The sequence below is a fragment of the Acidisarcina polymorpha genome, from assembly GCF_003330725.1.
GTDB lineage: Bacteria > Acidobacteriota > Terriglobia > Terriglobales > Acidobacteriaceae > Acidisarcina > Acidisarcina polymorpha.
Genome location: NZ_CP030840.1, coordinates 4,214,412 through 4,241,243, shown reverse-complemented (window position 1 = coordinate 4,241,243; position 26,832 = coordinate 4,214,412). Strand labels below are relative to the sequence as shown.

17 protein-coding genes are annotated in these 26,832 nt (G+C 57.4%); 5 read left to right on the top strand and 12 right to left on the bottom strand.

All coding sequences use genetic code 11. The features are described 5' to 3' along the window. Window positions 1-68 precede the first annotated feature (68 nt). Window positions 69-1,286 carry an aldose 1-epimerase gene (locus ACPOL_RS17995; RefSeq protein WP_114208282.1) on the bottom strand — a complete coding sequence of 406 codons (1,218 nt, stop codon included), beginning with the start codon at window positions 1,284-1,286 and terminating at the stop codon, window positions 69-71. A 263-nt stretch (window positions 1,287-1,549) separates the two neighbouring features. Here ACPOL_RS17995 and bla point away from each other — a divergent pair, with 263 nt between their 5' ends. After that, entirely contained in the window at window positions 1,550-2,461 is a 912-nt protein-coding gene (bla, locus tag ACPOL_RS17990) for a subclass B3 metallo-beta-lactamase (RefSeq protein ID WP_236656857.1), read from the top strand. A 58-nt stretch (window positions 2,462-2,519) separates the two neighbouring features. Here bla and ACPOL_RS17985 read toward each other — a convergent pair whose 3' ends face one another. Further along, window positions 2,520-3,533 (bottom strand): carboxypeptidase regulatory-like domain-containing protein, encoded by a 1,014-nt coding sequence (locus ACPOL_RS17985; RefSeq protein ID WP_114208281.1) that lies wholly within the window; start codon window positions 3,531-3,533, stop codon window positions 2,520-2,522. 195 nt (window positions 3,534-3,728) lie between these two features. On the opposite strand from ACPOL_RS17985, the gene ACPOL_RS17980 reads away from it, so the two are divergent. After that, entirely contained in the window at window positions 3,729-5,093 is a 1,365-nt protein-coding gene (locus ACPOL_RS17980; RefSeq protein ID WP_114208280.1) for a glucoamylase family protein, read from the top strand. Window positions 5,094-5,111: 18 nt separating this feature from the next. Here ACPOL_RS17980 and ACPOL_RS17975 read toward each other — a convergent pair whose 3' ends face one another. Continuing rightward, complete coding sequence (locus ACPOL_RS17975; protein WP_114210895.1) at window positions 5,112-6,644, bottom strand: MFS transporter; 1,533 nt, start codon at window positions 6,642-6,644, stop codon at window positions 5,112-5,114. Between the two features lie 211 nt (window positions 6,645-6,855). On the opposite strand from ACPOL_RS17975, the gene poxB reads away from it, so the two are divergent. Next, the gene (gene poxB, locus ACPOL_RS17970) at window positions 6,856-8,613 is read left to right on the top strand and encodes a ubiquinone-dependent pyruvate dehydrogenase (protein WP_114208279.1); all 1,758 of its coding nucleotides are present in this window, start codon (window positions 6,856-6,858) and stop codon (window positions 8,611-8,613) included. Between the two features lie 122 nt (window positions 8,614-8,735). Here poxB and ACPOL_RS17965 read toward each other — a convergent pair whose 3' ends face one another. The 7 genes from ACPOL_RS17965 to tldD form a co-directional block, all read right to left on the bottom strand. Further along, the gene (locus ACPOL_RS17965) at window positions 8,736-11,177 is read right to left on the bottom strand and encodes an ABC transporter permease (RefSeq protein ID WP_114208278.1); all 2,442 of its coding nucleotides are present in this window, start codon (window positions 11,175-11,177) and stop codon (window positions 8,736-8,738) included. A 300-nt stretch (window positions 11,178-11,477) separates the two neighbouring features. Then, complete coding sequence (locus ACPOL_RS17960) at window positions 11,478-13,235, bottom strand: ice-binding family protein (RefSeq protein ID WP_201758877.1); 1,758 nt, start codon at window positions 13,233-13,235, stop codon at window positions 11,478-11,480. Between the two features lie 373 nt (window positions 13,236-13,608). Continuing rightward, window positions 13,609-14,193: an MmcQ/YjbR family DNA-binding protein gene (locus tag ACPOL_RS17955; RefSeq protein ID WP_114208277.1), complete on the bottom strand. Its 585-nt coding sequence runs from the start codon at window positions 14,191-14,193 to the stop codon at window positions 13,609-13,611. A 313-nt stretch (window positions 14,194-14,506) separates the two neighbouring features. Then, window positions 14,507-14,731, bottom strand: a complete 225-nt coding sequence (locus ACPOL_RS17945) for a hypothetical protein (RefSeq protein WP_114208275.1) — start codon at window positions 14,729-14,731, stop codon at window positions 14,507-14,509. A gap of 145 nt (window positions 14,732-14,876) precedes the next feature. Beyond that, a complete protein-coding gene (locus tag ACPOL_RS17940) occupies window positions 14,877-17,294 on the bottom strand; it encodes an alpha-L-rhamnosidase-related protein (protein ID WP_161557426.1) in 2,418 nt (805 codons plus the stop codon). Between the two features lie 223 nt (window positions 17,295-17,517). Then, window positions 17,518-18,903: a hypothetical protein gene (locus ACPOL_RS17935; protein ID WP_114208273.1), complete on the bottom strand. Its 1,386-nt coding sequence runs from the start codon at window positions 18,901-18,903 to the stop codon at window positions 17,518-17,520. Between the two features lie 216 nt (window positions 18,904-19,119). Continuing rightward, the gene (gene tldD / locus ACPOL_RS17930; RefSeq protein WP_114208272.1) at window positions 19,120-20,592 is read right to left on the bottom strand and encodes a metalloprotease TldD; all 1,473 of its coding nucleotides are present in this window, start codon (window positions 20,590-20,592) and stop codon (window positions 19,120-19,122) included. Window positions 20,593-21,189: 597 nt separating this feature from the next. On the opposite strand from tldD, the gene ACPOL_RS17920 reads away from it, so the two are divergent. Continuing rightward, complete coding sequence (locus ACPOL_RS17920) at window positions 21,190-21,744, top strand: YfiT family bacillithiol transferase (RefSeq protein WP_114208270.1); 555 nt, start codon at window positions 21,190-21,192, stop codon at window positions 21,742-21,744. Between the two features lie 82 nt (window positions 21,745-21,826). Then, on the top strand, window positions 21,827-23,410 hold the full coding sequence (locus tag ACPOL_RS17915; protein ID WP_114208269.1) for a hypothetical protein: 1,584 nt from the start codon (window positions 21,827-21,829) through the stop codon (window positions 23,408-23,410). A gap of 126 nt (window positions 23,411-23,536) precedes the next feature. Here the strand turns inward: ACPOL_RS17915 and ACPOL_RS17910 are convergent, their stop codons facing one another. Together ACPOL_RS17910 and ACPOL_RS17905 are read right to left on the bottom strand one after the other, a co-directional pair. Then, window positions 23,537-25,546, bottom strand: coding sequence for a S53 family peptidase (locus ACPOL_RS17910; protein ID WP_114208268.1), 2,010 nt, complete (start codon window positions 25,544-25,546; stop codon window positions 23,537-23,539). 440 nt (window positions 25,547-25,986) lie between these two features. Beyond that, on the bottom strand, window positions 25,987-26,772 hold the full coding sequence (locus ACPOL_RS17905) for a carbonic anhydrase (RefSeq protein WP_161557425.1): 786 nt from the start codon (window positions 26,770-26,772) through the stop codon (window positions 25,987-25,989). Window positions 26,773-26,832: the final 60 nt, after the last annotated feature.

The window sequence follows — 26,832 nt, the reverse complement described above, 5'->3', positions numbered from 1 at the left end:
TCCAACGAATCAGGCCGCCCGTCTCTTCGAGCGATGAAGCAGGCAGCCTGTCATTTGAAGTTAGCCTGCTACTTTGCTGGGGTAAACAGCACCAGCCTAGTGTGCCACGTCACTGAGTCCCCCGGCTTAAGTGTCACCATGCCGGTGTCCATCCCGTGCCATTCCTTGCCGAATGGATCCCCAAAGTTAAATTGTTCCTCGATTGCGGTGAATTGCTTGGCGGGGGGAGCATAGACCTGGACGGTCTTGATCTCAGGCGAGACCCCGAGGATGTGAATCCCATAGGCCGCTGCGGGGTCCGTGAGTTGAACATCCACGTTGCCGGCGGTGCGCTTCAGGGTAGAAAAGTTGTCATCCAGGAAGTCGCCGTCAAGCGGTTTCCCATTGGGGGCGTTGTAGTCGTACTTCCCTCCCTCATAGCTCTTGACCGGGACCAGCTTTCCGGTGGGGAAGACATCATCGTAGTTGTTCACCAGCGCTAGCTTCTCCGCCGGAACATGGAGGCGCGCCTGCGTTCGATCCCCGCTAGGGATAGCAAAGTAGGGATGCCAGCCGATCGACATTGGCTCGGGCTCATCCCCGACATTCTTGGCGGTGATGGTGGTATCGATGGCGCCGCCGGTGAGGGCGATGGTGAAGGTCAAATCTGTCTTCGAAAGCCAGCGGCCTCCAAAGTCCCCAGCGTGGATGACGCCGCTCTCCGTCTGGCCATCGGCGGTCGTTTCGGTATTCAGAGACTCCGCCTGGCTCTTGAGAATCAACCCATGGATGGCATGCGGCTCAGCGCCGTCTTTCTTGCCTTTCCAGTTGGCGGGCAGGGTCAGGGTTTTTCCATGCCATTCGGTTGTCAACGTTTTCCCATCCGGGGAAATCTTGCCGCGAATGCGATTCGGATAAGGAGCCAGGAATGCGCCGCCGCCGAGAAAGCTCGCGTCTCCGTTGGCATCGTCGTTGGAACTGTTGAACTGGTCGGGCAGATCGAAGAAGAGTGGGATCTCTCCTTTCCCCGGGATATTGGCGGTGATCTGATAGAGGTTCATGCCGCGGCCGGGCAGGATCGTGGCCGTCAGGAATTCGGGCTTGCTGCCGTCGCCGGTAGCCTTGCGCTGCAACTTGACGACGTCGGAGCCGCCGATCTGGGTGGCTGCGGCAGGCTGGGCGGCTGGTGAGGACGCGGGCGACTCCGCGGGAGTAGACGACTTGCAGCCAGCCGCAAACAGAGCGATGGCGAGGGAAGCTCCGGCAATCGGGTGAACCCTATGGAACGAAGTGAAGCGGTTGAGCATGGATCGTTTCCTTTTCAAGAAGGTAGGTTCGCAATTGGATTCTGGTGGGCTCGCGTGCCTCCTGCAGGCTGACCGCACAGGCCGTCCAGATGTGTGTCTGAGATCATAGCTTGTCTTTTCCGGCTTCGCCCGATCATCGGAGTTTATGACGAAGCAGCGGTCAAACGGCACACAGGATGTTCCTCGCTCCGCCATCGGCTGACCTTCCATCTAAATTGGCTGCACAGCGAGGTCTGTAATCATTGCGGAGATAAGGATAGAGCATGACGATACATTGGGTTCGAGCTGGTCTGCTTGTGATTGCGTTGATGATGACGGGACGTTTCGGACTGGCGCTCAATCCCGAATGGACGACGCCCCTGACGCCCTTTCGCATTGCGGATCACCTCTATTACGTCGGCAGCCGCGACCTGGCCTCGTACCTTGTGGTGACTCCAGATGGCGATATTCTGGTCAATTCAAGCCTGGAGAGTTCCGTGCCGCTCATCGAGCGGAGCGTGGAGCAGCTCGGCTTTCGCTTCACCGACATCAAGATCCTGCTGATCAGCCACGCCCACTTCGACCATGCGGCGGGGAGTGCAGAGGTCAAGCGGCTGACACGAGGGCAGCATGGGAGCGGCGCCGAATATATGGTGATGGACGGAGACGTGGCGACCGTTGAGAGCGGGGGCGCACAAGACCTCGCTTACCCGAAGGACCGCTATCCGTCAACGAAAGTGGACCGGGTGCTCCACGATGGCGATGCTGTACGGCTGGGAGGCGTAGTCCTGGTGGCGCATAAGACCGCTGGGCATACGCCCGGGTGCACAACCTGGACGATGCGGGTAACGGACCAGGGCCAGCAACGCGATGTCGTCATCGTAGGCAGTTGGAATGTGAATCCGGGCTACCGGCTGGTAGATACTCCTGCTACGAAAAGGCGCCCGGCAACTGCGGCTTCTTACCCGGGGATGGCTGCGGATTACCGCAAGACGTTTCTGACTCTGAAGAGCCTGCCCTGCGATATATTTCTGGGCGCACATGGAGGTTATTTCGATATGTTGGAAAAGCTGGAACGAGCTAAAGCCGGCGCAGGTCAGAGCGTCTGGATCGATTCTGAAGGATATCGGGCAGCGATTAAGGAGCGAGAGCAGGCCTTCGAGGCCGAACTGCGGCGACAGCAAGGCCGCCGATGAAGGGATGATTCGCCTGGTTTATCCAGCGCCATCTCAGGTTGGGCTTTATTATCACGCTCTAGAAGCGATACCCGGTCTTGAGTTCACAGCGATAAACGGTCGTCTTTTCTTTTTCTGCACCCGTGCGGACGGTGCAGTCGGCCCAACTCAGATTCAGGTTCGGGCCGAGCGGGAACACCATAAGAGATCCGTCGATTTCGGCTTCAAGGCTCACTCCTTCTTGAGTCGGAGGCAGAGTGAAGTTCAGCGCGCGTCCAAAGATGACCGGGTATAACTCGCGGACGTCCGAACTGATTGCGGTGTGGAAGACTTCAGCCTCCATGAGGAAAGTGGCGGTGTCCGACCAATTCAGAGCAGAAGCGGTGATGGTGCGGCCGCCATGCACAAAGCCGGCGGAGTCGATCTGCGTAAAAGGGCACGGTCCTGCAATACAGGAGGCGCGTACATTGCCGAAGGAATTGTCTGCTCCGGCATCGAGCGACGCAGAACCTATCGAGGCTTTCCAGTTCCCGTCCGGAGAACAGGGCGATTGATGATTGCAAGGTACATTTCCTTGATTGACGACCTGAAAGGTTTTGACCGCGCTCCCTACGTTTGTCTCGGTCCGCGAATTGATGGTGTATCTTACCCGGATATTGGAGACCACGGTCTCTGCCCGGTTTGAACCGGAGACGGTCTTTCGAGGCAGAGGGACCATCTCCGCAATGTAGAGTTCTTTCTGGGTCTCCAGTCTGCCGGTCTGAACGTTCATATGCAGCGGTTCGTACCCGGGATGTTGGAAGGTAACCTCAAAAGGCCTCTGAGAAAGCAATTGTTTTTCCAGGACAAGCTTGTAGTATCCGGACGCCTCAGAGCGGGTGGTAGCAGTTTTGACTCCATCTGACGCGGTGACCTCAACATCGGTAATGGGGAGTTCCTTCTTGGGATCTCCATCGCGCTGGATCACTGCACCCTCGATCGTGACCGGACGATTGACAGAGATCGAGCGGAGCCGGTGGGCGCGCATCGCCAGCACAATGACAATGGCTGCGGCAACTGCGATGATCGTTAACAGTACTTGCTTTCTCGTCATTCGACTCCGGCAGACAGTTGGACGCATGACCAGGCGGAGACGCTGCCCTGGGGTTGCTCTAAGCACGCCACCATCTGCATCTATTATTCACAAGGATAGGGGATTCGTGCCTCCAGTAAATGTACGGCCGGAAATTGCAGGAATGAGTACGCAGAGGAGTTGGAAAAAGGGGGCGACCAGCCTCCAATTCGCAAAATGACTGTCACGAAGATACATCGCAATTCCCGGCGCACGCTGCTGCGCCAAATGGCCGGCATCTCCATCGGCTTGCCCCTGACAAGCTGGAGCGCCTCAACTGCCTGGGCGCAAGCACAACCCGCGGACAAGAATGCCAAGACGCCTCTCACTACCACCTTCTCGCCTGAGGATGATCAGTTTCTGGACGACCTTGAACATAAGATTTTTATGTACTTCTGGGAGCAGGCAAATCCGCAGACCGGACTGATCAAAGACCGCTGCAATACGACCATCGTCGACACCAGCGTGGTTGCCAGCATCGCGTCAACCGGCTTTGGCCTCTCGGCGATCTGTATTGCCGAGAAACGTGGCTTCGTTCCCTATGCAGATGCGCGCTTGCGGGTCATTGCTACATTGGATTTCCTGTGGAAGAAGCTCCCGACACACCGAGGATTTTTCTACCACTTCGCCAACATCAACACCGGTGAAAGGATCTGGGACTCCGAAGTGTCTTCGGTCGACACCGCCATGTTGCTTTGCGGAATCCTTACCTGCCGCCAGCACTTTACGCGGGACCGCGATATCGTTCAACTCGCACACGCCATTTTCGATCGCGTGGATTGGACCTGGCTCTCGGAAGACACAGCGCTGCTGCCACATGGGTGGACACCAGAATTTGGCTTTCTGCCATACAAGTGGGATTACTACAGCGAATTGATGATGATCTACCTGCTCGGCATGGGCTCGTTTACCCATCCTTTACGGCCAGAGGCATGGTCGGCGTGGAAGCGCACCACGTTCGAATATGACGGTCTGAAGTATATTGGCTCGTTTGCTCCGTTGTTTGTGCACCAGTATTCCCAGGCGTGGTTCGACTTCCGCCATAAGCGCGACAAGTATGCCGACTACTTTCAGAACTCAAGTGTCGCCACCGAGGTCCATCGCCGCTTCTGCGTGGAGTTGAACAAGTATTTTCCCGACTACAGCGACGACCTGTGGGGCATAACGGCTTCCGATTCGGATAAAGGCTACGTGATCTGGGGCGGTCCGCCCGCCATGGGGCCGATCGATGGAACGGTCGTTCCCGCAGCTCCGGGAGGCTCACTTCCCTTTCTGCCGGAGGCTACGATGCGGGTCCTCAAGAATATCAAGAGCCGCTACCCGCAGGCCTGGGGCCGCTATGGCTTTGTCGACGCCTTTAATCCACTAAAGAAGTGGTACGACACCGATATCGTAGGGATCGATGCAGGCATCATGATGCTCATGGCGGAAAATGCGCGCACTGGGTTCGTTTGGGATACATTCATGAAGAATCCCGAAGCGCAGCGGGGCATGGCCAATGCGGGCTTCAAGAGCTACACTCCCGCAGCTCCATCAAGCTGAGCGTGCCATACAACAGGGCTACTTCTTTTTCCCGATCATCTGTGCACTGACAGCGCTCAGCAACGCCAACCCTACCGAGATTCCAATGACTTCCCGATAGCCGGCTACGAAAGCGCGGCCAATCGCCAACCGGATGCGAGGGTCTGTGGTGTGAGCGCCGGCGAGTTGAGGCCGCTGACGATCGATCTCCTGACGGGTAGCGGCTGAGATGTCCGGGCTGCGCAGGGTTCGATCCAGCGCGCGGTTGAATCCCGCCGAGAGAACAAGACCAAAAAGCGCGACCGAGAGCAGGCCGGCAATTCTCGAAACAGCGTTGTTTACACCTGACGCAACTCCTGCTTCGCTGGCCGGGATTGACTCCATCACGGCGGTCGTGAGCGGAGCCACGCTAATCGCCATGCCGGCACCTAAAACCACGACGGCCGGGAAGAATGTCGTCCAGTAGGATCCACCGATGCCTGGCGGGATGAAGAGTGCGAAGCCGGCTGCTGCGATCAAGGGGCCGACGGTCAGAGGCAATCTGGCTCCATACCGGGAGACGAGACCGCCAGACCAGCGGGAGAGAACGAAGATGACCAGGATGAGCGGCAGCAGAGCAGCCCCGGCTTTGGTCGCGGAGTAGCCCTGAACCTGGATGAGGTCCAGAGGAAAGAAGAACAAAAGCCCGCTGAGTGCTCCGTAAAGCAGGAGGGTGAGCAGATTCGCGCCCGAGAAGTTTCGCGAGCGGAAGAGACCCAGGGAGATCATCGGCGCCGGCGAATGTGCCTCAACCATCAGAAACGCGCTCGACGCAACCAGCCCCACGCCGCCGCATATCCAGACGCTAGTCTTTCCTGATGAGGCTTCGATGAGGGCATAGGTGACGGCCCCCAGACCAACGGTCGCGAGAATGGCGCCTTGCCAATCCAGCTTCCGACTGGCGGTCGGGTTGCGGCTCTCCGGGAGCTTCCACAAGCTCAGGAACACCACAATGATGGCCAGCGGAAGATTAATGAAGAAGACCCAACGCCAGGAGAAATTCTGAACGAGCCATCCGCCAAGCACCGGTCCAATGGCAGCGGTAATCGCCGTAAAGCCGGACCACGTGCCGATGGCCCGGCCTCGTTCCTTTTCTGCAAACGAGGTGCTGATCAACGCCAGGCTGCCTGGGACCAGGAATGCTGCTCCGATGCCCTGAAGCCCGCGCGCCACAGCCAGCGTATGGATGGATGGCGCGAGGCCGCACCAGGCGGACGCAATCGCGAAGAGGACCACGCCGAGAACAAAGACCTTTCGGCGGCCATATAAATCTCCGAGGGAGCCCCCGAGCAGCAAGAGCGAAGCGAGCAGGAGTGCATAGGACTCCACCACCCACTGAATGTCGGTGACTGAGGCATGAAGCGCTGTCTGCAAGGCGGGAAGGGCTACATTGACGACCGTCCCATCGATGAATGCCATGCTTGACGCCAGGATTGTGGCGGTCAGCACCCAGGGGCCGTTGCAAGTCTGCGGGGGATGGGATGCCGGGTAGATTGCTGTTTCTTCACACGGCGACTTGATTTGAACTACCATCGACCATTCCTCGTGTCCATCTGTCGCTCTCCAGGCCTTAGATTCGCGAAAGCAGGCGCCGTTGCTCGATTCTGCATGCGCCCGAACGAATATGGCTTGCATCCAAAAGGTCGTTGGTACTTATCGTCTTCACCGCCTTCGATCAGCGCTGCTAGAGCCGCAGCTTAGGCAAGCTCAACGAAATGTTTACGGGAAACCGGAAAGGAAGGCCATGAGCAGGATGACTTTAGGCGAGTTGTTAATCGAAACGCTAGCGCAGGCGGGGGTGAAGCGGATCTATGGGGTGCCGGGCGATTCCCTCAATGCCGTCACCGATGTGATACGAAGGAATAAGAACATCGAATGGAGCCACGTTCGCAATGAAGAAGCGGGTGCCTTTGCCGCCGGCGCTGAAGCTCATCTAACCGGTCAACTGGCGGTGTGCGCCGGCAGCTGCGGTCCCGGTAATCTGCACTTAATCAATGGCCTGTATGACGCCCATCGGAGCAGGGTTCCGGTGCTTGCGATTGCCGCACAGATTCCGTCGACGGAAATAGGGAGCAACTACTTTCAAGAGACCCATCCCGAGGTTTTATACCGGGAGTGCAGCCATTACGTCGAGGTAATCTCAACCGCCGAGCAAATGCCGCTCGTTCTGCAAAGAGCGATGCAGACTGCGATTTCGATGCGTGGAGTCGCCGTGGTTGTGCTTCCGGGCGATCTCGCCGGACATGAAGCCTCGGTGACGCCCCCGCGAATATCCTGGCCCAATCCCGTGACCCTCCCATCTGCCGCAGAGATAGAGCAATTGGCGGCTCTGCTGAATCAAGGGCGAAAAGTGACCATTCTTGGCGGTGCGGGCTGTGCCGGCGCGCACTCGGAACTGCTGGAGGTTGCCGCCAAGCTGAAGGCCCCCATCGTGCACTCGTTACGAGGCAAAGAGTTCATCGAATATGACAATCCATTTGATGTGGGATTGACCGGGTTGCTGGGGTTTGAGTCCGGGGCTTACGCGATCATGGACGCTGACGTTTTGCTCATGCTGGGAACCGACTTTCCGTACAGAGCATTCCTGCCCCAGAAAGCGACTGTGATCCAGATCGACATACGAGGCGAACAATTGGGACGCCGGGTCAAGTTGGATCTAGGCCTGGTGGGCGATGTCCGGGCGACCCTGGCCGCCGTTTCACCGAGGTTGAACGATAAAGGCGAGAGTACGCATCTCGATAAATCAATCCAACATTACCGGCACATGCGCCAGACCCTGGACGACCTGGCGAAGGGCGAAGCCGGCGAAAGGCCTATCCATCCGCAATACCTTGCCAAGGTATTGAACGAGGTCGCAGCCGAGGACGCCATCTTCACCTGCGATGTAGGAACTCCAGTCTTATGGGCAGCGCGGTATCTGCAGATGAACGGCAAACGCCGCTTGCTCGGCTCCTTCAATCATGGCTCCATGGCGAACGCGCTAAGTCAGGCACTCGGCGCTCAGAGCGCCTTCCCGGGAAGGCAGGTCATTTCGATGTCCGGCGATGGCGGCCTGGCGATGCTCATGGGCGAAATCCTGACGCTTCGGCAGATGAACCTGCCGGTCAAGATCGTGCTCTTTCAGAACAACGCTTTAGGCTTTGTGGAATTGGAGATGAAAGCGGCCGGAATTCTGGCGTTCGGGACCGACCTGGTAAATCCCGATTTCTCCGACATCGGGCGAGCAGCGGGGCTGCTCGGTCTTCGTGCCGAAACTGCCGACCAGGTTCGCCCCATGCTGCAACAGGCATTGGCTCATGACGGACCGGCACTAGTAGAAGTACTCGTGAACCGTCAAGAGCTATCCATACCGCCAACGATTACGAGCGCCCAGGCGAAAGGTTTCAGTCTCTACATGATGAGAGCGGTTCTGAGCGGACGAGGAGATGAAGTGCTCGACCTTGCTAGTCCGAACACCCTCAAAGAGCTGATTGAGGTAGCCAAGGAAAACTTGCTGGCTTGATGGACAACATCACTCTCTGGAGCAAATGACGCCCGAGTTGGACATTCAACTCGGGCATTCTATTGCGCGATGGATTATGCCGGCCGCACATTTGTGTCTCCGAAGAGTCCCGCCCAGCCTCGCTATTCAGTGCGCAACGCCACCATGGGATCGACGCCAGCGGCACGGAGCGCTGGCAACCAAGCGGCAACCAGAGAGACGAGACAGAACAAAAGAGGAACAAGCAAATAGGTGAGAGGGTCGAGCGGACTGGTTTCAAAGAGGAAGCGGCTGATCAGGCGAGTGGTGGCGCTTGCCGCAGCAACTCCGAGGGCAGATCCCGCCAGGGCCAGGCCCACGCTTTGGCCCAGCACAAGCCGGACTATTTGCAGGCGATTGGCGCCGATTGCGAGCCGCAGGCCGATCTCGCGGGTCCTCCAACTGACGGTATAGGAGATGAGGCTGTAAACCCCGATGCTGCCTACCAGCAGTGCGAGCGAACCGAATGCGACCAGAAGCATCGTCAGAGAACGGGAGTTGGCAGTTGAAGAGGTAACTACACTTTGCAGAGTGCGAACTTTGGTGACAGGTACGGTGGGATTCATTTGAGCGACCAGGTTGCGGAGATTGGCGGCAAGGTCGGCGGACCCGAGGCGCGAACGCAGCAGGATATTCATCACCGGCTTCTGATTGCGCGGGGTGAGAGGCTGGTAAATCTCCCAGCCGGCATCCTCGTCGAGGCTTGCGTGATGGGTGCCGCCAACCACGCCGACTACGGTGAGAGCACTGTTTTTGTCGATAACGGTAGGGGAGGGCTCATCGGCAACATGTTCAAGATACTTCCCGAGCGCCTCCTGGTTTGGCCATAACTGGCGGGCGGCTGCGTCGTTGATGACGACCGCGCGGCTGGAGCCGGAAGCATCGCCAGAGTCAAGCAGGCGGCCATGCAATAGATGAATGCCCATGAGCTCGAAGTAGCTGCTGGAAACGATGCGGCCCGACCCCTGCATGGCAAGCTGGCGAGGATTCCGGGGATGACCTTCCGCGTCAAAGACAAACCACGAATCGAAGCCGGTAAGCGGGAGGCGGTCCACCAGTGCGGCCGATTCCACGCCTGGAAGCAGCTGAGTACGCTCGAGCAAGCTCTGGAAGAAGGAGGAACAGGCGTTCTTCTTCGCGCAAGCGGCGCGATCCAGGGAAATCTGTGCGGTGAGCGTTTGCTCGGTGCGAAAGCCGGGGTCGGTATTAGCGAGCCGGTAAAGACTGCGAAGCATCACTCCCGCCGCCGTCAGCACAACGACCGCAAGTGCGATCTGCCCTACCACCAGCAAGCGGGAGAGGCGGAAGCGCTGCGCGGTTCCGAGGACGCTGCTCGCGTTGGTCCGAAGTCCGCCCTGCAGATCGGTTTGCTGCGCCTGCAATGCGGGAGCCATGCCCGAAAGGATGCCGGTGCAGCAGGAGACCGCGATGGCAAAGAGAAGAACGTCGCCGTGCAGAGCTAGATTCGCCAGGCGAGGAGTATCCGCGGGCAGGACCATCTTAAGGGCGCTCACACCAAAGGCCGCAAACATCACGCCGAGACCGCCCGAGAACGCAGCAAGGACGGCGCTTTCGGTGAGCATCTGGCGGATAAGCCTCCCCGCATCCGCGCCAAGAGCGGAACGGAGAGCCATCTCCCGCTGTCGAGTCGCGGCGCGGGCGAGCATCAGATTGGCGACATTGGCGCAGGCGATCAGCAGGACGAGACCGACGGCGCCAGACAGAAGCAAGAGGCGAGGACGAATGTCGCCCACGACAGAATTAAGTAGCGGCGTCACCGTCATGTTGGCCGCCCAGTCATCGGGCATGATCCAGGGAAAGAGAGTCAACATTGAGCGATGCAGCGAGCGCAACTCAGCCTGGGCCTGGTTGGCCGTCGTCCCGTCGCGCAGGCGGCCGATTGCCTGGTAGTTGAACTCGGCCCACGCATCGTCGATGTCATTGACTTTAAATGCGATTGGGATCCAAAACTGGGTTTCAGAGTTGGGGAAGTAAACCTGAGGCGGAGCGACGCCAATGATCTGGCGATCAACGCCGTCCAGAAGGATCGTATGGCCTATCACGTTGGGGTCGGCTCCAAACTGCTGCCGCCAGAAGCCGTTCGATAACACGATCACGTCATCCTGCCCAAAAGACGCCTCGGAGGAAGAGAAGAAACGGCCCAAAGCTGGCCGGACCTCCAGCGTCTCAAACAGATTCGTACTCACCGCACTCCCGAAGGCGCGTGCCGCAGAGCCAGCCGCAGTAACGTTGTACTCGGCATTCGAGGTGTAAGCGGAGACGCTGGAAAGGGCTCGGGAACGGCGTTGATATTCGCGAATCCACCCCTTTGGGTAGTTGCTGGAAGCAGCGTCGGCCTTGAGCTGCACGATGCGGTCCTGTTGCGGGTACGGAAGCGGCTCAAGCAGCACCGAATCGATGATGCTGAAGATGGCAGTGTTGGCGCCGATTCCAAGTGCCAGAGTGAGGATTGCCACTACCGCAAAGCCGCGAGTCCGGTTCAACTGGCGCAATGCGTAACGAATGTCTTGCCCGAAGGTCTCCATCAGCTCTGTGCTCCCATATCCGACTCAAATCCAGGTTGCATGCTGAAGGCCAAAATGCGTGCTGCCTTAACTTGCCCCATTTACGGCAGATACCCTTTGAATCACGAATGGGATTTAAGGAAGCGATGTTCGCTAACGACGATTTCTGTCCAAAATCGAACAGAACGGTTCATCCCTCCTTGCGGTCGACCTGTCTTCGTCCTGGAGGTCGGCGGATACGCCCCATAGAATGTGGCTGTGCCGCGCATAAAAGAGCCCGCGAACAAGTTCGCGGGCTCTTTAGGTATTCAGTCCGACGGCTTACAGACTAGGTACGAACGAGACAACTGTTACGGTGCCATCGCCCTGATTGGTGAAGAACGCCTCGCTGTTGTCTTTAGTCAACGCGATGGCATTCGGGTTGTGACCACCCTTGATGATTGTGTCTACGGAGTCCGTCTCGGTGTCGATTAGAGCCACCTGATTTTCAAGGAAACCGGCTACCAATAAATATTTGCCATCCGCAGACATTGCTTCACCGTAGTTAGCGGCGTCGCAAGTGATGATGACGGTCTTGGTGCTCAGGTTTTCAAGAGAGACGACCCATACTCCTCCGGCGGCTCCGGTGGAATCGAACAAGGACACGTAGGCGTACTTGCCGTCGGGACTGACTACTACAGCCTCTGGCGCTGCGCCGCTCGATGTTAAGGAGACACGGGCAACAATGCTGTCCTGTGTGGGGTCCACGATGACTAGCGATGGATAACCTGTGCCTTGATTGGAAGTGGAGACAAAGACAGGGATAGCTACCTTGCCAGGATAGTATGTGCCATTCGCGGGAAGAGTCGCTGGGCGCCCGCTCTGACCAGGTATGGCGATGCTTCCGTGGATGGTGAGGGGCGAGCTCGAGGCAACATCCGCTACCAGGCCATCGTTCCCCATGGTCGTAATGAGTATGTGCGAATTAGCATCGACGATGCCGAAGGGAAGCTGCAGCGGTACGTGACTCAGATCGAGCGTCTGTTTGAGTACCAGAGGCGAAACCTGAACCATCGATACGCTCGCTCCGTAACGGTTGGTCACAAATGCACGTCCACCAGGCGCGCTGAAAGCAATATCGGCCGGACCGGCTCCAACGCCTATCTTGCTGGTGACAGCTTGGCTCTCGATATCTACCAAAGAGACAAAGCCAGGATTGGTGGTGCCGTTGTATCCCGCCACCCAGATGCTCTTGGCGTCCGGAGATAGCGTTGCGCCAAATACGGATCCCTTCACGCTGTTGACCGTGGGAGCTACCGTGATCGTCTTCACTACCTTTGAGGCGATAGCATCGTAGGGTTCTATGCAGACGCAGAAAGACACCGCGTTGTCATTCAAGGTGACTGCGCCATTCCGAGCCAAGGCCCGGCCTAACAGGCTCGCTCCAGAGTTAAAGGATATGCTGGTGAGCGCTAATACCTCGCCTTGGAACTTTGATCCAGTTCCTAATGTCACCGAACTACCCACCTGCCAGAAGACGTTGTGCTGCTGAGCACTGTTGATCAGATTGACCGAGGAGCTGGCGGCCGTTGTCACGGTGCTTCCTACTTTAAAAACCCAGACCGCATTGGGGTTTCCGCCTGCATCGAGAGTAAGTGTACCGGTCACCGTACCTGATGTTGCCAGGCAATAAACACCCGGAGTGAGGGTTTTCCCTCCGAGTTCGGTGGGGATGCCGTACGAAGTAGTGCAAGCTTCGGCTGCCAGGTTGTTATAGGCCGTGGTTGTATCGGTCTGGGCCTGAGCAGCCATTGCATCGGCAGCATGGATCGCACCTCGCGCCAGAGTTCCCGGAGGAAAGCCCGTCACCGCCTTGCCCGGGGAAACACCTAGATCTCCATCCAGCACACTGGCGCCGGTGTTTGTTACGGTCGAACCGGCCAGGACCGCGAATCTTTGCGCTTCGCCCAACGACGGTGCGACCTGGGCGGTCAGCATATTAGAGGAAGCAACAAGAAGAACTGCGCCAGCAATACGAACAACCGTCTTCGTAATTGGTAATCTTCTTGGGCCTTGCGGATGGGGTGTGATGCTCATCATTAGCATATCTCCTGATTTAGGCGCCTAGGCCTGAGCAACATTCCGCCAAATACTTTTCTTAGTAAATGCTATTGTTTCTGGATTAACACTTAGGTAACTAGAAACCTGAGTGACATGATCATCATTGAATCAAAGCATCAAGTTAGCGATACGACCTTACGAGTTCACGGTTCAATGCCACAGAATGTGTGTATTGTCTTGTGTGTTCCCTTTGCCCGAGCCAACTCCGCTCAACTGATCGGCAGATAGTCAGAAGACGTGGGAAATCGAATCTTCGCGAGCATTGGAAGACTGGTCACGAACCAAAGCAGAGCAAGCTCCGCAGTGGTCGTGACTGTTAGGTCAAGTCCGACCACTGCGAGATGTAAGCAGATCAGACCGCCAGGAGGGCCGACCGGAAGTAGCTACCACGAATGAGATCGGAGACCTCGCCCCAATCCAACGCCATACGATCCAGGCGCAGACCAGTCCAGCCTTTCAGAGAAGGGTTCGCAGGAGTGAACCATTGCGAAGCAACCTTTCCCCTGAACTCTGGTGCCTCTCCAGAGCGTGTCCTGCAACACACGCCGATGATTCCGTCGCCCTGATAATCAGAGAGATAGTAGGCAAATGTTTTTCCGTCAACGAGAAAGGCGGCGTGCTTTCCAGTAATTTTCACCTGCACACGAGGCAATCGAAGACAGATTTTCTTAACTCTAGCCAGACGACTTGCCTCTAAATCAATTTTCTGGGGGCAGCTAATCTTCTCTACGCTTGCGGGTTCTTGCTGCTTTCGATGCTGTAACATCATCTCTAGTGCCGCTCTCAAGGATTCGTCTGCATCCTTTATGAGCGCGGATAGCTTTTCAGGCTCTGCTACCGATTGCTGCATCCGAGTGTGAATGTTCATTAACTCCCTCAGTTGAGGGGTCATGCTGCTGGTTAGTTCAGATGCTGACATGTTGATAACGCTAAGCATTGGCTACTCCGCTGGTGAGTGGATGGGGCTTCTACCACTTTTCGTTGTGTTCCATTTCCTGGAGACACGGTACCTTAGTTTTTTTTCTGGGAATGACAAGCCTTTGCTGCGTATCAACGGGCTCGAGCCAGGCGTCGACCCCGATAGAGTTCAACGAACTAGACGGCAGAATGGGGTTCGGATCAGCTTCAGCCGATGCATACCAAAATGACTTCACCAAGCGAGAACTGAAAGTCACGCTTGCAGACAGCGTTTATTCGCCGACAGCCCAGAGCCGGTCGCGGAACCGCCTTCTCAAAGAGTCCATGAGCTTCTAGCTGTCTTTGCGGTAAAGGAGCTCGCGAATTGCCTGTCTTCTGGCCTCATTCGCTTCTGCCGTAGCCTTTCGTTCGTCGGCATCCATGCGCTGTTTCGTGGCAGCGCTGCCTGTCTCGTCGGCGGCACTGCACTCGGGACAGCGGTTGGCAAATCCGGGCTTATCCGGCTTCAGTTCAAACTCTTCGGAGCAGATTGCGCATACTTTGATGGGAAAAGCCATACAACTTCTATGATACGACGAAGCGGCTTTTTTGCTGCGAATACACGTTCCCTGCAGGATGACTGAGTGTCTTGGGAGGGCACCCTGTTCTGACCGATCTGCAGGGGTCTCCAGGCAAAACCCCTGAGCGCAAGTTGCATATCTCTTAATCGGCCTTGATCTGGTTCGCACCCGCATGCAGGGCCTGTTCTCTGCCGTGCCAGACGAAGGATCCATTCAGATTTGGCGGCAGAGTGACGGTCCCGGTTAACGCCTGCCCGTTGCGCTCATAATGAACGCTGATCATCCCTTGCGGATGGGGGAACTTCGCCGAGATCGTGGTGAGTTCCCCGAAGGTTGGCGAAATCCTCACCGATGCAAAACCAGGAGAAGACGGTTGGATTCCTGCTACGAGCGTGAGCATGTCATACGCTGGATGCGCACTCCATGCATGGGAATCCGATCGGCTATCGCCCGGCGTCTCCGGCCAGGTGCTGAAATGCAGCGGCAGCAAGTCCCGCCATGGCTTCAGACTCGCCAGATAGTCATCTGCCATGCCAGCGTGATCGAGCGCCCGGGCAAGATAGAAGCGAAAGTAGTAAGAAGAGCCGAGCACGCCGGCCGGCGAAGTGCCGGGCTCAATGTTCATCATCTGCCTTAAAACACTCTGCTGCTCCTCTCGGGGAATGACATCGAAGAGCACGCCAAGGACATTAGTCTGCTGACTAAAGTTCTTTCGATCCGGATTGTCCGCTAGTAGCTTGCGATGAGTGTCCCAGCATTTTTCATAGAGGCCGGTGCGCACATGCTGGGCGCGGCTAGCATCACGCTCTGCCCTGTCTGGGTCGCCTATTGCGCGTTCGAGGTCGGCGGCATCCCGCAGCGCTCCGAGGTATTCGAGGGTGGTGGTGCAGGATTCACCATTGGCGCTGTAATTGGGCAGCTTGCCACCGACGACCCAATCGACGAAGCTCCACCAGGGAAGTTCCTTCAATAGTCCGTCTGGCTGCTCATAGCCTGAGAACCAATCGAGTACTGTGCGCGTACCCGGCAAATGTTCTTTCACTGGAGCGGGATCAGGACGATACATCCAGTAGTCATGTAACATGCCGATCCATAGAAGCGAGAAGGTCGGGATCATCTGCGGCTGCGAAGTAGGATAGCGGCTCTGAGTTATACCCGCTGGTATTCGCGAGTTATCGAAGGCCGCCAGCGCCTGCCTGGCAAGACGATCGTCGCCGGCTACAGCATACGAGATAAGTGCCTGGATGCGAGTATCTCCTATGTATTGAAGCTGCTCATAGTAAGGAGTATCCATGTAGGTTTCGTGCGCGTCGAGCCGGGCCGTCCTCCAGCTGATCTCCCATATAGGCGCCAGGTCGGGATCTTTCCCCTCCGCATTCTTTCCTTCAAAGGAGGCCCGCTCTTCGAATGGATACGCGGTAAATTCGGCCTTGAGAGCATCCAGTGTCAATGCTGTATCGCCAGTCTGGATGTCAAGGTCGAGATATCTCCAAGTCCTCCACCATAGCGGTTCAAAGGTTCGATGGTCTCCTCCATCGGGAAGAAAGCGATCGTGAAATCCTTCCGCCTTGCGGTTCGCGACTTCATCTCGGTCTCCCTTCTGCTGCTTCTCGTCATAGAGGGCTTCGGAGTAAGTAAGCTGAATGCTAGCTCCCTTCCCGCCAGACACTGTAAGTTCCGGGTAGCCGGTAGTCAGCGTCTTTCTATCGAGAAGTAGATGGACATGACGGTGGGCCGCGATGCTGACGGCATGTGCAGGGAATTTATTGGCCCCGGCATCGTCCGAACGTACCACCTTCCCTGCCTCGGTCGGCTCATAGGCCATATGTGGAAGAGCATCGGGGATAAGTTGCCAGTAGTTATCGAAGGTTTCGCCGGATAGCCCTGCACGCGCTGCGGAGGAGTAGATGTTTTCCCGCATAGGCGAGACGGCAGCGACCCATGCGCCGCCAGTGACCTTGGGATCATTCCAATGCCAGTCGTACTTTTCTGCATCGAGTTCTTCCCCCGGTCCATTTGCCATATAAGCATCGAAACCCTCCGGCCTTCGCGGAACGGCGATCTGCCCGGGTTCGACCTCGACCATCCATTCGTTGGGGGTATCAATCGCCGCTTCGAGAGGGCCGCCCCCGTGTACGAGGAAGGCAGCGCGATCGGTAATTTGAGCGACCGGCGCGTAGATCCCAAAGTTCCATATCGTGGCGGTTACAGAATTCATTCCAGCATTCAAATAGGGTGCAAGATCGAACGTTTCATAGCGCCAATGGGCGAGATCCCCGCGTGCGGGACCATCCCCAACTCGATGCCCATTCACGTAAAGGATGAAACGATTGTCCGCGCTGACATGCACAACATATTGCGAAGGCTTTCTATCAAGTTGTAGAGCGCGACGAAAGTGGAGCACGAGCGGCTCGCGCAATGGAGCGGTCGGATGCGTGATCCAGCTGGCTTTCCATGGCTGGTCGTCGGCCATGGCAGCGGAAGAGGCGATCAAGGCGGTGAGGCAAACCGCAGTGAACAGTCTGAAAACCTGATGCAAACACCAACTGACTTCTCTCATCAGGACTAGGCTCCTCGCAGGGGCACAGAATAGGCTCGCGGCCCGACCAAGAAGCTCTTCGATGGAAGGCATTTTGCGCGCAAGCAACGTCGATCGTACATCAAGCAATTCCGCTAGTAAAACTATTCCGATACACAACAGCGTGCGGGATCCTTGTGCAACCGTCTGCTCACGACTTGAGGTCGCGATTCCGCTGAACCACCGCTGACTCGGTTGCTGAAGTTTAGTTCGAAGTATTTGCGCTCTTCAGCACGGGCGCTCGGAGGGGAGAGGTCTGGATCTCAATTCGAGTATCGAGCGGGAAGGTGACATCTCGCCCGGGAGTCAGCCAGTTTTCATAAATGGACAGCGCGGCCGCATAATACCCAATGCCAGCAGCAAGCTCGCGGGAGCCTGCTGCTGTTCCTACGATTCTGCCAATGATGCCGAATCCGTTCGAGGCGACACCAGCCTGAAAAGTCTGGTTGCCGTCGTCATCAAGCGCCCGGCCTGCGAGGAACGTCAACGCCAGCGGCACCACGACACTTGCTTTGCTCTTTGGGGTGATGGTCCCTTCGGCGTCAATCGAAAGGTCCTGACGCTGGTCGGTGGTCGCGCCGGCAAGCGAGCTTTCGACGGAACGATTCGCTCCTTGAGGGAATTGAATCTGCTGGAAGGTGAAACGAAGCTTGCCGTTGCGTCCTAAAGATTGCGCAGGTTTCGCAACGCTCACTCTGCCGATCAACATAGAACCTTGAGGCACAACGATCTGCCGATTGCGATCGACTACCGGTTCTACGACGAGCGCCTTCACTGGCTCGCCGACCTTCGAAGTCGCTGAACTGATTGGATCTTTGAGCAGCGCGTGAACGGACCATACTTCGGAGGCAGCACTGCTTGCCGCCGGCCAGGCTGGGTTCGGCTGATTTGAGGCCGCCAGGTTCTCATCCGGGAGCGTCAACGGATGGGCCAGCTCGAAGGTCCACGCGGTATGAGCGGGGATCTGTTCTGGGTGATACGGCAGTTGGTGGTAGAGTACCTGCTTTGCGCGGTCACCGAATCCCGGCTGAATAAAAAAGTCGATCGGCTGCCTCGCACGTGTCTTGGCCTCGCTCCATCCGCGAGCGAAGATCGATCGGTGCGGCTGCACTCCGGGAGTTGACAGCTCAAGTACGGGAGCACCGTTACTGATTACAGGGGCGTCGATGGTTAGCTTGGATCCATTGGAAAGAACCAGGTCGTCAAAACGCACCTCCGGCTGATGAAATGGGGTGAAATCCCCGTGCAGACGCGCGTGGTTGCGCATCGACCGGTCCGGATTCAGGTAGGTCACTTCCCCGTGAACGGGCGTGCCCTTGGGCAACACCATTCTTCCGTCGACATAGAGCGGGTAGAGGAGTGTGGCTGCGACCGGTTCTCCCTTCTTCATAGGCAGGGAGCGAGGCAGTTCAACCTGGAGGCTCGTGCCTGCCGAGAGCACGGGCGCCTGGACTTTGATCTGGGAGGCTTTATCGCTCTGTGAAGCGGAGACTGGTGGAGTTTGCGGCCGAGGCTGGAGCGTCTGAGCGTGCCCTGGAGAAGCGAAGCTCGCAGACAGCACCAAGACGGACACTCGAAAAGGAGTGATCATTGCTGCTGACTCCATGGAGGGATGTCGGGCCGTTCTCAGTATAAGACGGCAAGATGAAGCGGAGGTCATCGAGCGGTGATCAGGCGCCAAGGGCGCTAGAAGGGACCGGAACCGGCTTGCCGTTGGAAGTCGCCGAAAGAAGAAGGCGAATATACCCATGCCTACGCTTCCACCTAAGGAGATAAACAAGGGCAGAAGACGAACCTGTTCGAAGGCTTAGTTTCCTGTGCCTCCGACGGTCATCCGATCGAGCTTGATGGTGGGCATGCCTACCCCGACCGGAACACTCTGACCATCCTTGCCGCAGGTGCCGATTCCTTCGTCCAGTGCCAGGTCGTTGCCGACCATCGAGACATATTTCAACGCCTCCGGCCCGTTACCAATCAGCGTTGCGTCGCGCACCGGAGCAGTAATTTTGCCGTCTTCGATCAGATAAGCTTCGGACGCGGAGAAGACAAATTTTCCGCTGGTAATGTCTACCTGACCGCCACCGAAGTTAACCGCATAGAGCCCGCGCTTCACGCTGCGGATAATATCTTCGGGAACGTCTTCGCCATTGAGCATGTAGGTGTTGGTCATGCGCGGCATGGGGATGTGCTGATAGCTCTCTCGGCGTCCGCTGCCAGTCGAGGCGATGCCCATCAATCGCGCGGAGAGCTTATCGCTAAGGTAGCCTTTAAGGACACCATTTTCGATCAGCACTGTCTCCTGGGTGGCTGCGCCCTCGTCGTCGACATTCAATGAGCCGCGACGGGAGGGCATGGTCCCGTTGTCGACTACCGTGACCTTCGAACTGGCGACACTCTGGCCGATTAAGCCGGCAAATGCGGAGGTTTTCTTGCGGTTGAAGTCGGCTTCGAGGCCGTGGCCAACTGCTTCATGAAGCAAGACGCCAGGCCAGCCGGGCCCCAGGACGACCTCCATTTCGCCAGCAGGAGCAGCTACTGCGTTGAGCTGGAGGATGGCTTGCCTGGCTGCTTCGTTGGCGAAGTGCTCCGGCGATTTGGTGTCCTCAAAAAAGTCGAGCTCAACTCGGCCTCCACCACCGGAAGTACCCTTGGAGTTCCGCGCGCCGTCTTTCGCGATCACAAAAACATTCAATCGCGCCAAGGGCTGGGTGTCCGAGGCGAAGGTGCCATCAGAGGCCGCAATTAGGATCCGGCGAAGCTCGTCGGAGTAGCTGGCTCGCACCTGGACAATCCGGGCATCGAAAGCGCGAGCGGCTTTGTCGGCCCGCATCACCAGCGAAAGCTTGGCGGCGAGCGATGCGTCAGAGTCCGCCGCCGGAATGGGATACAGGCTTGGTCTCTGGCTCTCATTCGCGTTAAATCCTGTGACCAATTCCTTCGTCGGACCATTGGCGATCAATGATGCGGTGCGGGCAGCGCGTAGCAGCCGTTCCGAAGAAAGGTCGTCAGTGTAGGCATAGCCGGTGCGCTCACCGGAGATCACGCGGATGCCGCATCCTGCACTTACTCCTTGGCTCGCGGATTTCACCAGCGACTCGTCCACCCCGATCGAAGTCGACGCGATCGATTCGAAGTAGAGATCGGCGTAGTCGCCTCCGGCGGAGAGTGCTTCGCCGAGGCAACGCTCCAGAAGGCGTTCCGTCAGGCCAAATTTGTCAAAGAAGTAGCGTTTGTTTGCGGATTCGGCATGACTGGCAGGCGTCGATACGGTTGTGGACATGAAATCCCTCTGAAAATTAGATGAACGGGGCGACAATTCGATTGTAGGCGATCCCAGGCGGCGGGTCCCAAGTAGGCAGCCCAAATCGTGTTCAGGCCGAGTGTAGCCCCTTCAGGACTACAACTTTGGGCGTATTGATCTCTTCCTTGCGCCTGTTAGACTCCTTGCGCTGGCCGGGGGCGATTGCTTTGCTGGAGCAAAGCGACGCCGGCAATTCCCACCTCACACGGCTCTTGTTGGTCCCTCCGCCTTCGTCATTTTCGACGAAGGCTCAGCCCATTAGCTTCCCCGGCATCAGTCATGCTGGAGGAGGGCGGCGGCTTGGATGGCGCCGCCAACTCTTGCACAGGTGAGCGGCCTCGACAATTGATATTCTTAGCGCTATGAAAAAGTTTTTGGCTCTCTCCCTGCTCCTGATCTTCGCAGCACCGGTTTTTGCTCAGACCCACCATCATCGTCGCCATCGCCGTCATCATCACCATGCGCCTCATCACTCCTAGAGCCTCATCACTCCTAGAGAAAGCCTAAGATTGGTTTTTGGCGAGCCTCCCCAAAAACCATAAATATCCAGAAAGAGAATGTGGTATTGTCCAGCGCATGAGTGGAACTCCTGCGCTGGACGCATCTGATTTCAAGCTTCGGTACCCAATCGGCGCGTACGAAGCGAGCAGCAACCGAACCGATGAAGAGCGGACCGAAGCCATCGCCGTACTCGAAGCGTTGCCTGCCAGGTTGCAGGACGCAGTTGGTAATCTGTCCGATTCTCAACTGGAGACGCCGTACCGCGATGGCGGTTGGACTGTCCGCCAGCTAGTCCACCACGTGGCGGACAGTCATACCAACGCATACGTGCGTTTTCGCATGGCGCTTACCGAAAGCTGGCCCACGATCAAGCCCTACGATGAGGCACGCTGGGCTGAATTGAGTGACGCACGAAGCCTTCCCGTGCATGTCTCCTTAGCGCTGCTCGATTCGCTCCACCAGAGGTGGGTCTTCCTGCTGAGATCTCTCGATGCCGAGAGCTGGAAGCACGGATATGTGCATCCGGAGATGGGCCGGGAATCTCTGGATCAAGTCGTTGCGCACTATAGCTGGCATAGCCGCCACCACACCGCCCACGTCCTTGAATTGAAGAAGCGTCTGGGATGGTAGATTCGGCACTACGATGTTCCCCGTTTTGATAACTGTTCCGAATCTGCTTGCCTAGCTGCCGGAGGACGAAGATGATGGCGGAGTGCCGACCATCGTCAATGAGACCTCCGCAGCTTCTCTCACGCAGCTGCTTGAAGGATTCCTTGTCGATCATCCGCGGGCGGTGGTCATTGAAGGCGGGCGCGTCCTGTTCGACATGGCGGTGGCCAAATATGCGCTCTCGGCGGAGTATGGGCGCTGTATTCTGCACCTCTGGTCGGAGGAGAAGAACCTGGTTCGTACCGTAGCCGCCGTGGAAGCGAAGAATGGCAGCTTGCGGCTGCAGGTAAAACGCTTCGGTCAGGTGAAGCCTCAGCTTCTGCAAATGGTCTCGGATCGCGATCAGCGGACACCGACAACCCGTACCGCCGCGCGCACCAAATACCTCCAAATACTAGAAAGGGTTCTTGGCCGATGCTTCCCTGACTACAGCGCAGAAGGGATCCGAAATGCGATGGATCTGGAGCACAGCTTCGGCCCTGCCTACGCGCGCGGCATACTGGCGCGCGGCGGCAGTGCCTGGGCGGTCATCGGCGTGGGTGGCGACGAATCTCAGGCCACCATCGATGGGGTGTTGACGCTAGGAACCCTATGGCTCGCTTTTTGCCGCGAACAGAGTGGGGGCCGTCGGCTCGTGGAAGGCCTGAAGGTCATCGTTCCTTATGGCACGAGCGAGGTGACCCGAGCCAGGATGGCATGGATGAACCCCTCGCTGGCTAAATGGGAACTCTATGAACTGGACGAGCGCAGCGACGAGTTGACGCAGTTGGATCCTGCCGATCAGGGCAACCTGGATGTCAGGCTGGTGCACTCGTTCGACCGCCAGACTGCGCTGGAGCGGGCCAGAGAGGCCATCGACCGGGTCTTCAGCATGCTGCCGCAAGCCGCCAGCGGCCACGTAGAAGTATGGCCGCGCAATGCTGCTGAAGTGGCCTTTCTGCTGCACGGGTTAGAGTTTGCACGCGTACGCCGGGGACTGGCGGCCAATTCCTTCGCACCACGAAATGAGATCACCTTTGGCGCGGGCGCAAACGAAACTGCGCTGACGCCGGAGACCGAAGAGCTGTTCGCGCAATTGGTCGGCAGGCTCCTCGAGAGCCGCCATTCCGGCGGAAATATGCGCGACCCTCTCTACCGGCTACAACCCGAACGCTGGCTGGAGTCGGTGCTGCGTCGCGACCTGGTCGAGATCGAGCCGCAGATCGTGAGTGAACATATCTATGCGCAGGTACCCGCATTCGCGGCGGGCGACCGGGGAATGCTCGACATGCTCACGGTCGATCATGGCGGCCGCTTGCTGGTGCTGGAGTTGAAGGCGGATGAGGATCTGCACCTCCCTCTGCAGGGGCTGGATTACTGGCTCCGGGTGCGCAAGCTACAGGGTGACAGCATGCAAACGGGAGGGCGGGATTCACTGCATCGCTACGGATACTTTACCGGTCTCCAACTCGCCGATTTGCCGCCGCTGCTTCATTTTGTTGCGCCCGCTCTGCGCATCCACCCATCGAACGAGACCGTCCTGCGCTACTTGTCTCCAGCCATCGAATGGACACTGATAGCGCTCGACGAGCACTGGCGAGAGCGTCGCCGGGTGCTGTTTCGTAAGCGCAGCAGTGACATACTCTAGAGCCGAGGTACAGTGGCCTGGCTTTCATACCGCCGCTGTACTTCGGCTCGAGTTATTTTCGTCGGCGCCGCAGTTCTCTTCCTGCGCGGAAAGGTGCGACAAGCGACGTCTGAGTGGCGGGAATACCTATTTCAACGAGGCGGCCATTTTGATGAACGCATAGCCCTTTGGGACTCCATAGCCGGTGACATCATCCCAACCTTTTGTCACTTTAAGCGAGGAGTCAGTTCCAAAGGTGAGATCGATGAAGGCTCCCGATCCATCTCCACTCTGGTCCCATAAAGTGCTGTAAAAATCAGTAGTGGAAAAGAGCGGAGGCACCAACGCAGCTGCGGAGTAGGAGGTCGTGCCGGAGCTGTCGATAATGGCCCCGGTAACATTACTCGACGACCCCAGAGGAACGACATCGCGAATGGCGCCCAGCAGCTTCGGCAGCATCGGGGCAGCCTGCCCGAGAGACTCTCCGGCCGCCTGATCGGCCAAAAGCCATAAGCTCGAAAAGATCGGCGCCGCCAAGCTGGTGCCGGCAGAAACAATCACCTGGCCAGCTACAAAAGTGATTGCGCCGGTGTACGGATCGCCCAGCGCGGAGATATCCGGTTGCTCGCGGCCGGTGCCCATCAGCTTGCTTTGCCAGGAAGGTTTAGCAATGAGACTACTTTCGCCGCCGCCGGAGCCACCCGCGAGGCCGGTCGCAAAAGGCGGATCTAGAAGACCGTCTTGAGTAGTAGAAAGGATAGTGGCATTGTTGCCCCAGCCGACGTCAACAGGTCCATTCGGGCCAGGTATTCCGATGCTGGTTCCCCCGATTGATGTGACGTACTCCGAGGCTCCTGGGTAGAGATCTCCGCCCGCACCAGGGGAGCCGAGACCTTGGTCGCCAACGTCGCCGCTCGAGAACTGCACGGCAACCCCCGCCGCCGCAGCGATCTTCAAGGTCCGTTCGAAACCGCGCAAGATCGCCGGGCTGAACAACGCTTCCGGCAATCCATAGCTGACGGAAATCACCTTCGCAAGCTTGTGATTGACGATGTATTGAATGGCGTACTCAAACTCCTCCCAATCGTCGGTCGGCAGGATGAACAAGTCGATCTTAGCTTTGGGTGCAATGGCGTGCGACCACTCGATGTCAATCTGCGTTTCAGGGGTGGCATCGTACTGACGGTCTGCGAAGGGGGTAGGAACTCCATCGGGAAAGATAACCTGATAGTTCGCACGAGTAATGGCTGGTAATCCAGTAGCGACCGAGAAATTGGTAAGATCCGTCGTGTAGTCGGAGTTAGTTGGTCCGTCAAGGATTGCGATGGTCTGCCCGGCGCCGGTGATTCCGTTGACGTAAGCCGAGTAGAGGCCATAGTGGTCTTGTATCTGATCCGGCGTCCAACCGCACTGCAATGTCGTTCCAGGCAGGTAAGTGTTTCCGGAGTAAAGGCCAACCGGAAGAGTTGCGCCCGCAGTGGTCAAATACTCGCTGGATGGCGAGCCAAAGCACTGGTTCGTGTAAGCAGCGGCAAGGTTGACCAATGCGCTTCCTGCTTTCTGCGAAATGCCCGGCAGCGGCTTTCCGGTCCGCACGTCTAAGGGACGCTTGAACTGCGGCTTGAGGGAATAGCTTGTAAGTCCGGTAATACCGGCGATGAGATCCCCCGCAGCTCCGGTTAGCTTCGCCGGAGTTACATTCGCCGTGATTGACCTGCCTTGATACTCGAGCAAATGCAGCTGCGTCTGGAAGGCACGTTCCAGATTGACGGCCGTACCATGCGCGCGGACCGAGAAACCATTCTGGTCAACGCTGACGATCGACAAGCCCCGCGAACGCAACTCGCCCTTTACCGCCTCTACCTCGTCGCTGGACGGAGCATACTTCGCGAAATCGCTCTCCGTCATCCAGTGATGATAGTTGGGAGACGCAGGGTCGTAGAGACCTTCCACCGCCTCGCCAAATGCCGCCTCATTGTGCAGCTTGAGATGAACGGTGACGTTCGACTCCTGCTGTGCGGGAACGGAACCATGATCCACCGCCTGACCAACCAGGCGAGGCACTTCTACCAGTGACTGTGCGTAGATGAAAGGACCTGAGAACGAAAATGAACAGAGAAATACGCCGAGTGCCATCTTCTGGATGTCTGTCTTCATAGCGTCTCTGGGCTCCTATAACGGTGTTGGATTCGAGGGGAATGTGCCTTAGCCGACACATTGGCAGTGGGTGCCATCTGCGTGGAAGTTCTCCCGCTTATTGGAGAGTTCGCTGAAGGAGAGGTTTCGTCCATGAGGGGCGAGTTTAATAATAATCCTGGATGATTTGCCGCCCAGGCAGCGCCCGCAGGAAGTCTGCGAGGTTTGGCATCATTGAGCGAATTTTCGACTCCAGTGAATAAGAGGAAGAGAACGCATCGACGGCTCGTTGGCAAGCGTGGGACGGAGGCGGAGTGCGTCCTGTTTGCTCGACCAACGTTGACATAGAGATTTACGACTGTCAATGCTTTTGAGGCGTAGCGCGGAGTCGCCTCCCTGGTCACTTCAAAGTTGCCAACAAGTACCCGACGAACGGCTCCACGCCGTCTAAAACTTCAAGTCTATTGGCTGGCTTCGATCTTTCTCCCGTGGGTCGCCTGCAGCGGATGGGCATTGTCCGGATAAAGTCTGCCAAAGGTCTGAAGCTGATCCTGGGAAATATCGGCCGGGTTTTGCATCGAAAGCCAGTGAACGCCTTCCGTACAAGGGGGCACTGTAATCGACCCCACATAGCTCCAATAGCTGCGATCGCTCGGTAGCAGGCCGAGCGGATTGAAAGTGGCGTCAATCGAGGTCGTCGCTCCCGCTGTCTTCGGCAAACTCGGCCAAAGGGCCGCGAGCGCGCCATTGTCTTGACCTTCATTGAGACGCACGGCGATGATCGCCAATTCTCCCGCAGCATTCTTGTGCACGAGGTCGATCACCATGTCGCTCAGTTTTCCGTTGACGAGATCCTCCGCCGGGTGATGGAAGTGGAATTCGATCAGCTCGTAACGCGCGCCGCCAACCACGATGTACCCACCGGGGGTGACGTTGACACGAATGGTGTGGCCGGTGTTCACCAGATTGACGGGCCCACTGACGTAATGGAATTCGATGGGCGGCAGGGCTTTATTCAGTTTCGGATTCCGGATGTCGATTGGCGATTGCAGCTTTCCCTTGGCGCAGGCCGAATACGCCGGATCAAGTCTTCCCCAGTTGGATGGTCCGGTGTGGCCGTAATAGCTCCAGGGGGCGCCGGTTGGCGGAGTTGGGGGAATCGATGTTGACGATTGCTGCGCAGATACCGCCAGAGTCAAACCAAATGAGGCAAAGAAACCCAAAACAGAGAAGAATGAAGTACGCAAGTGATCTCCTGAATGTGATTCAAGAGCTGATTGTAGTTCAAGTCGGAGAAGGCACGATGA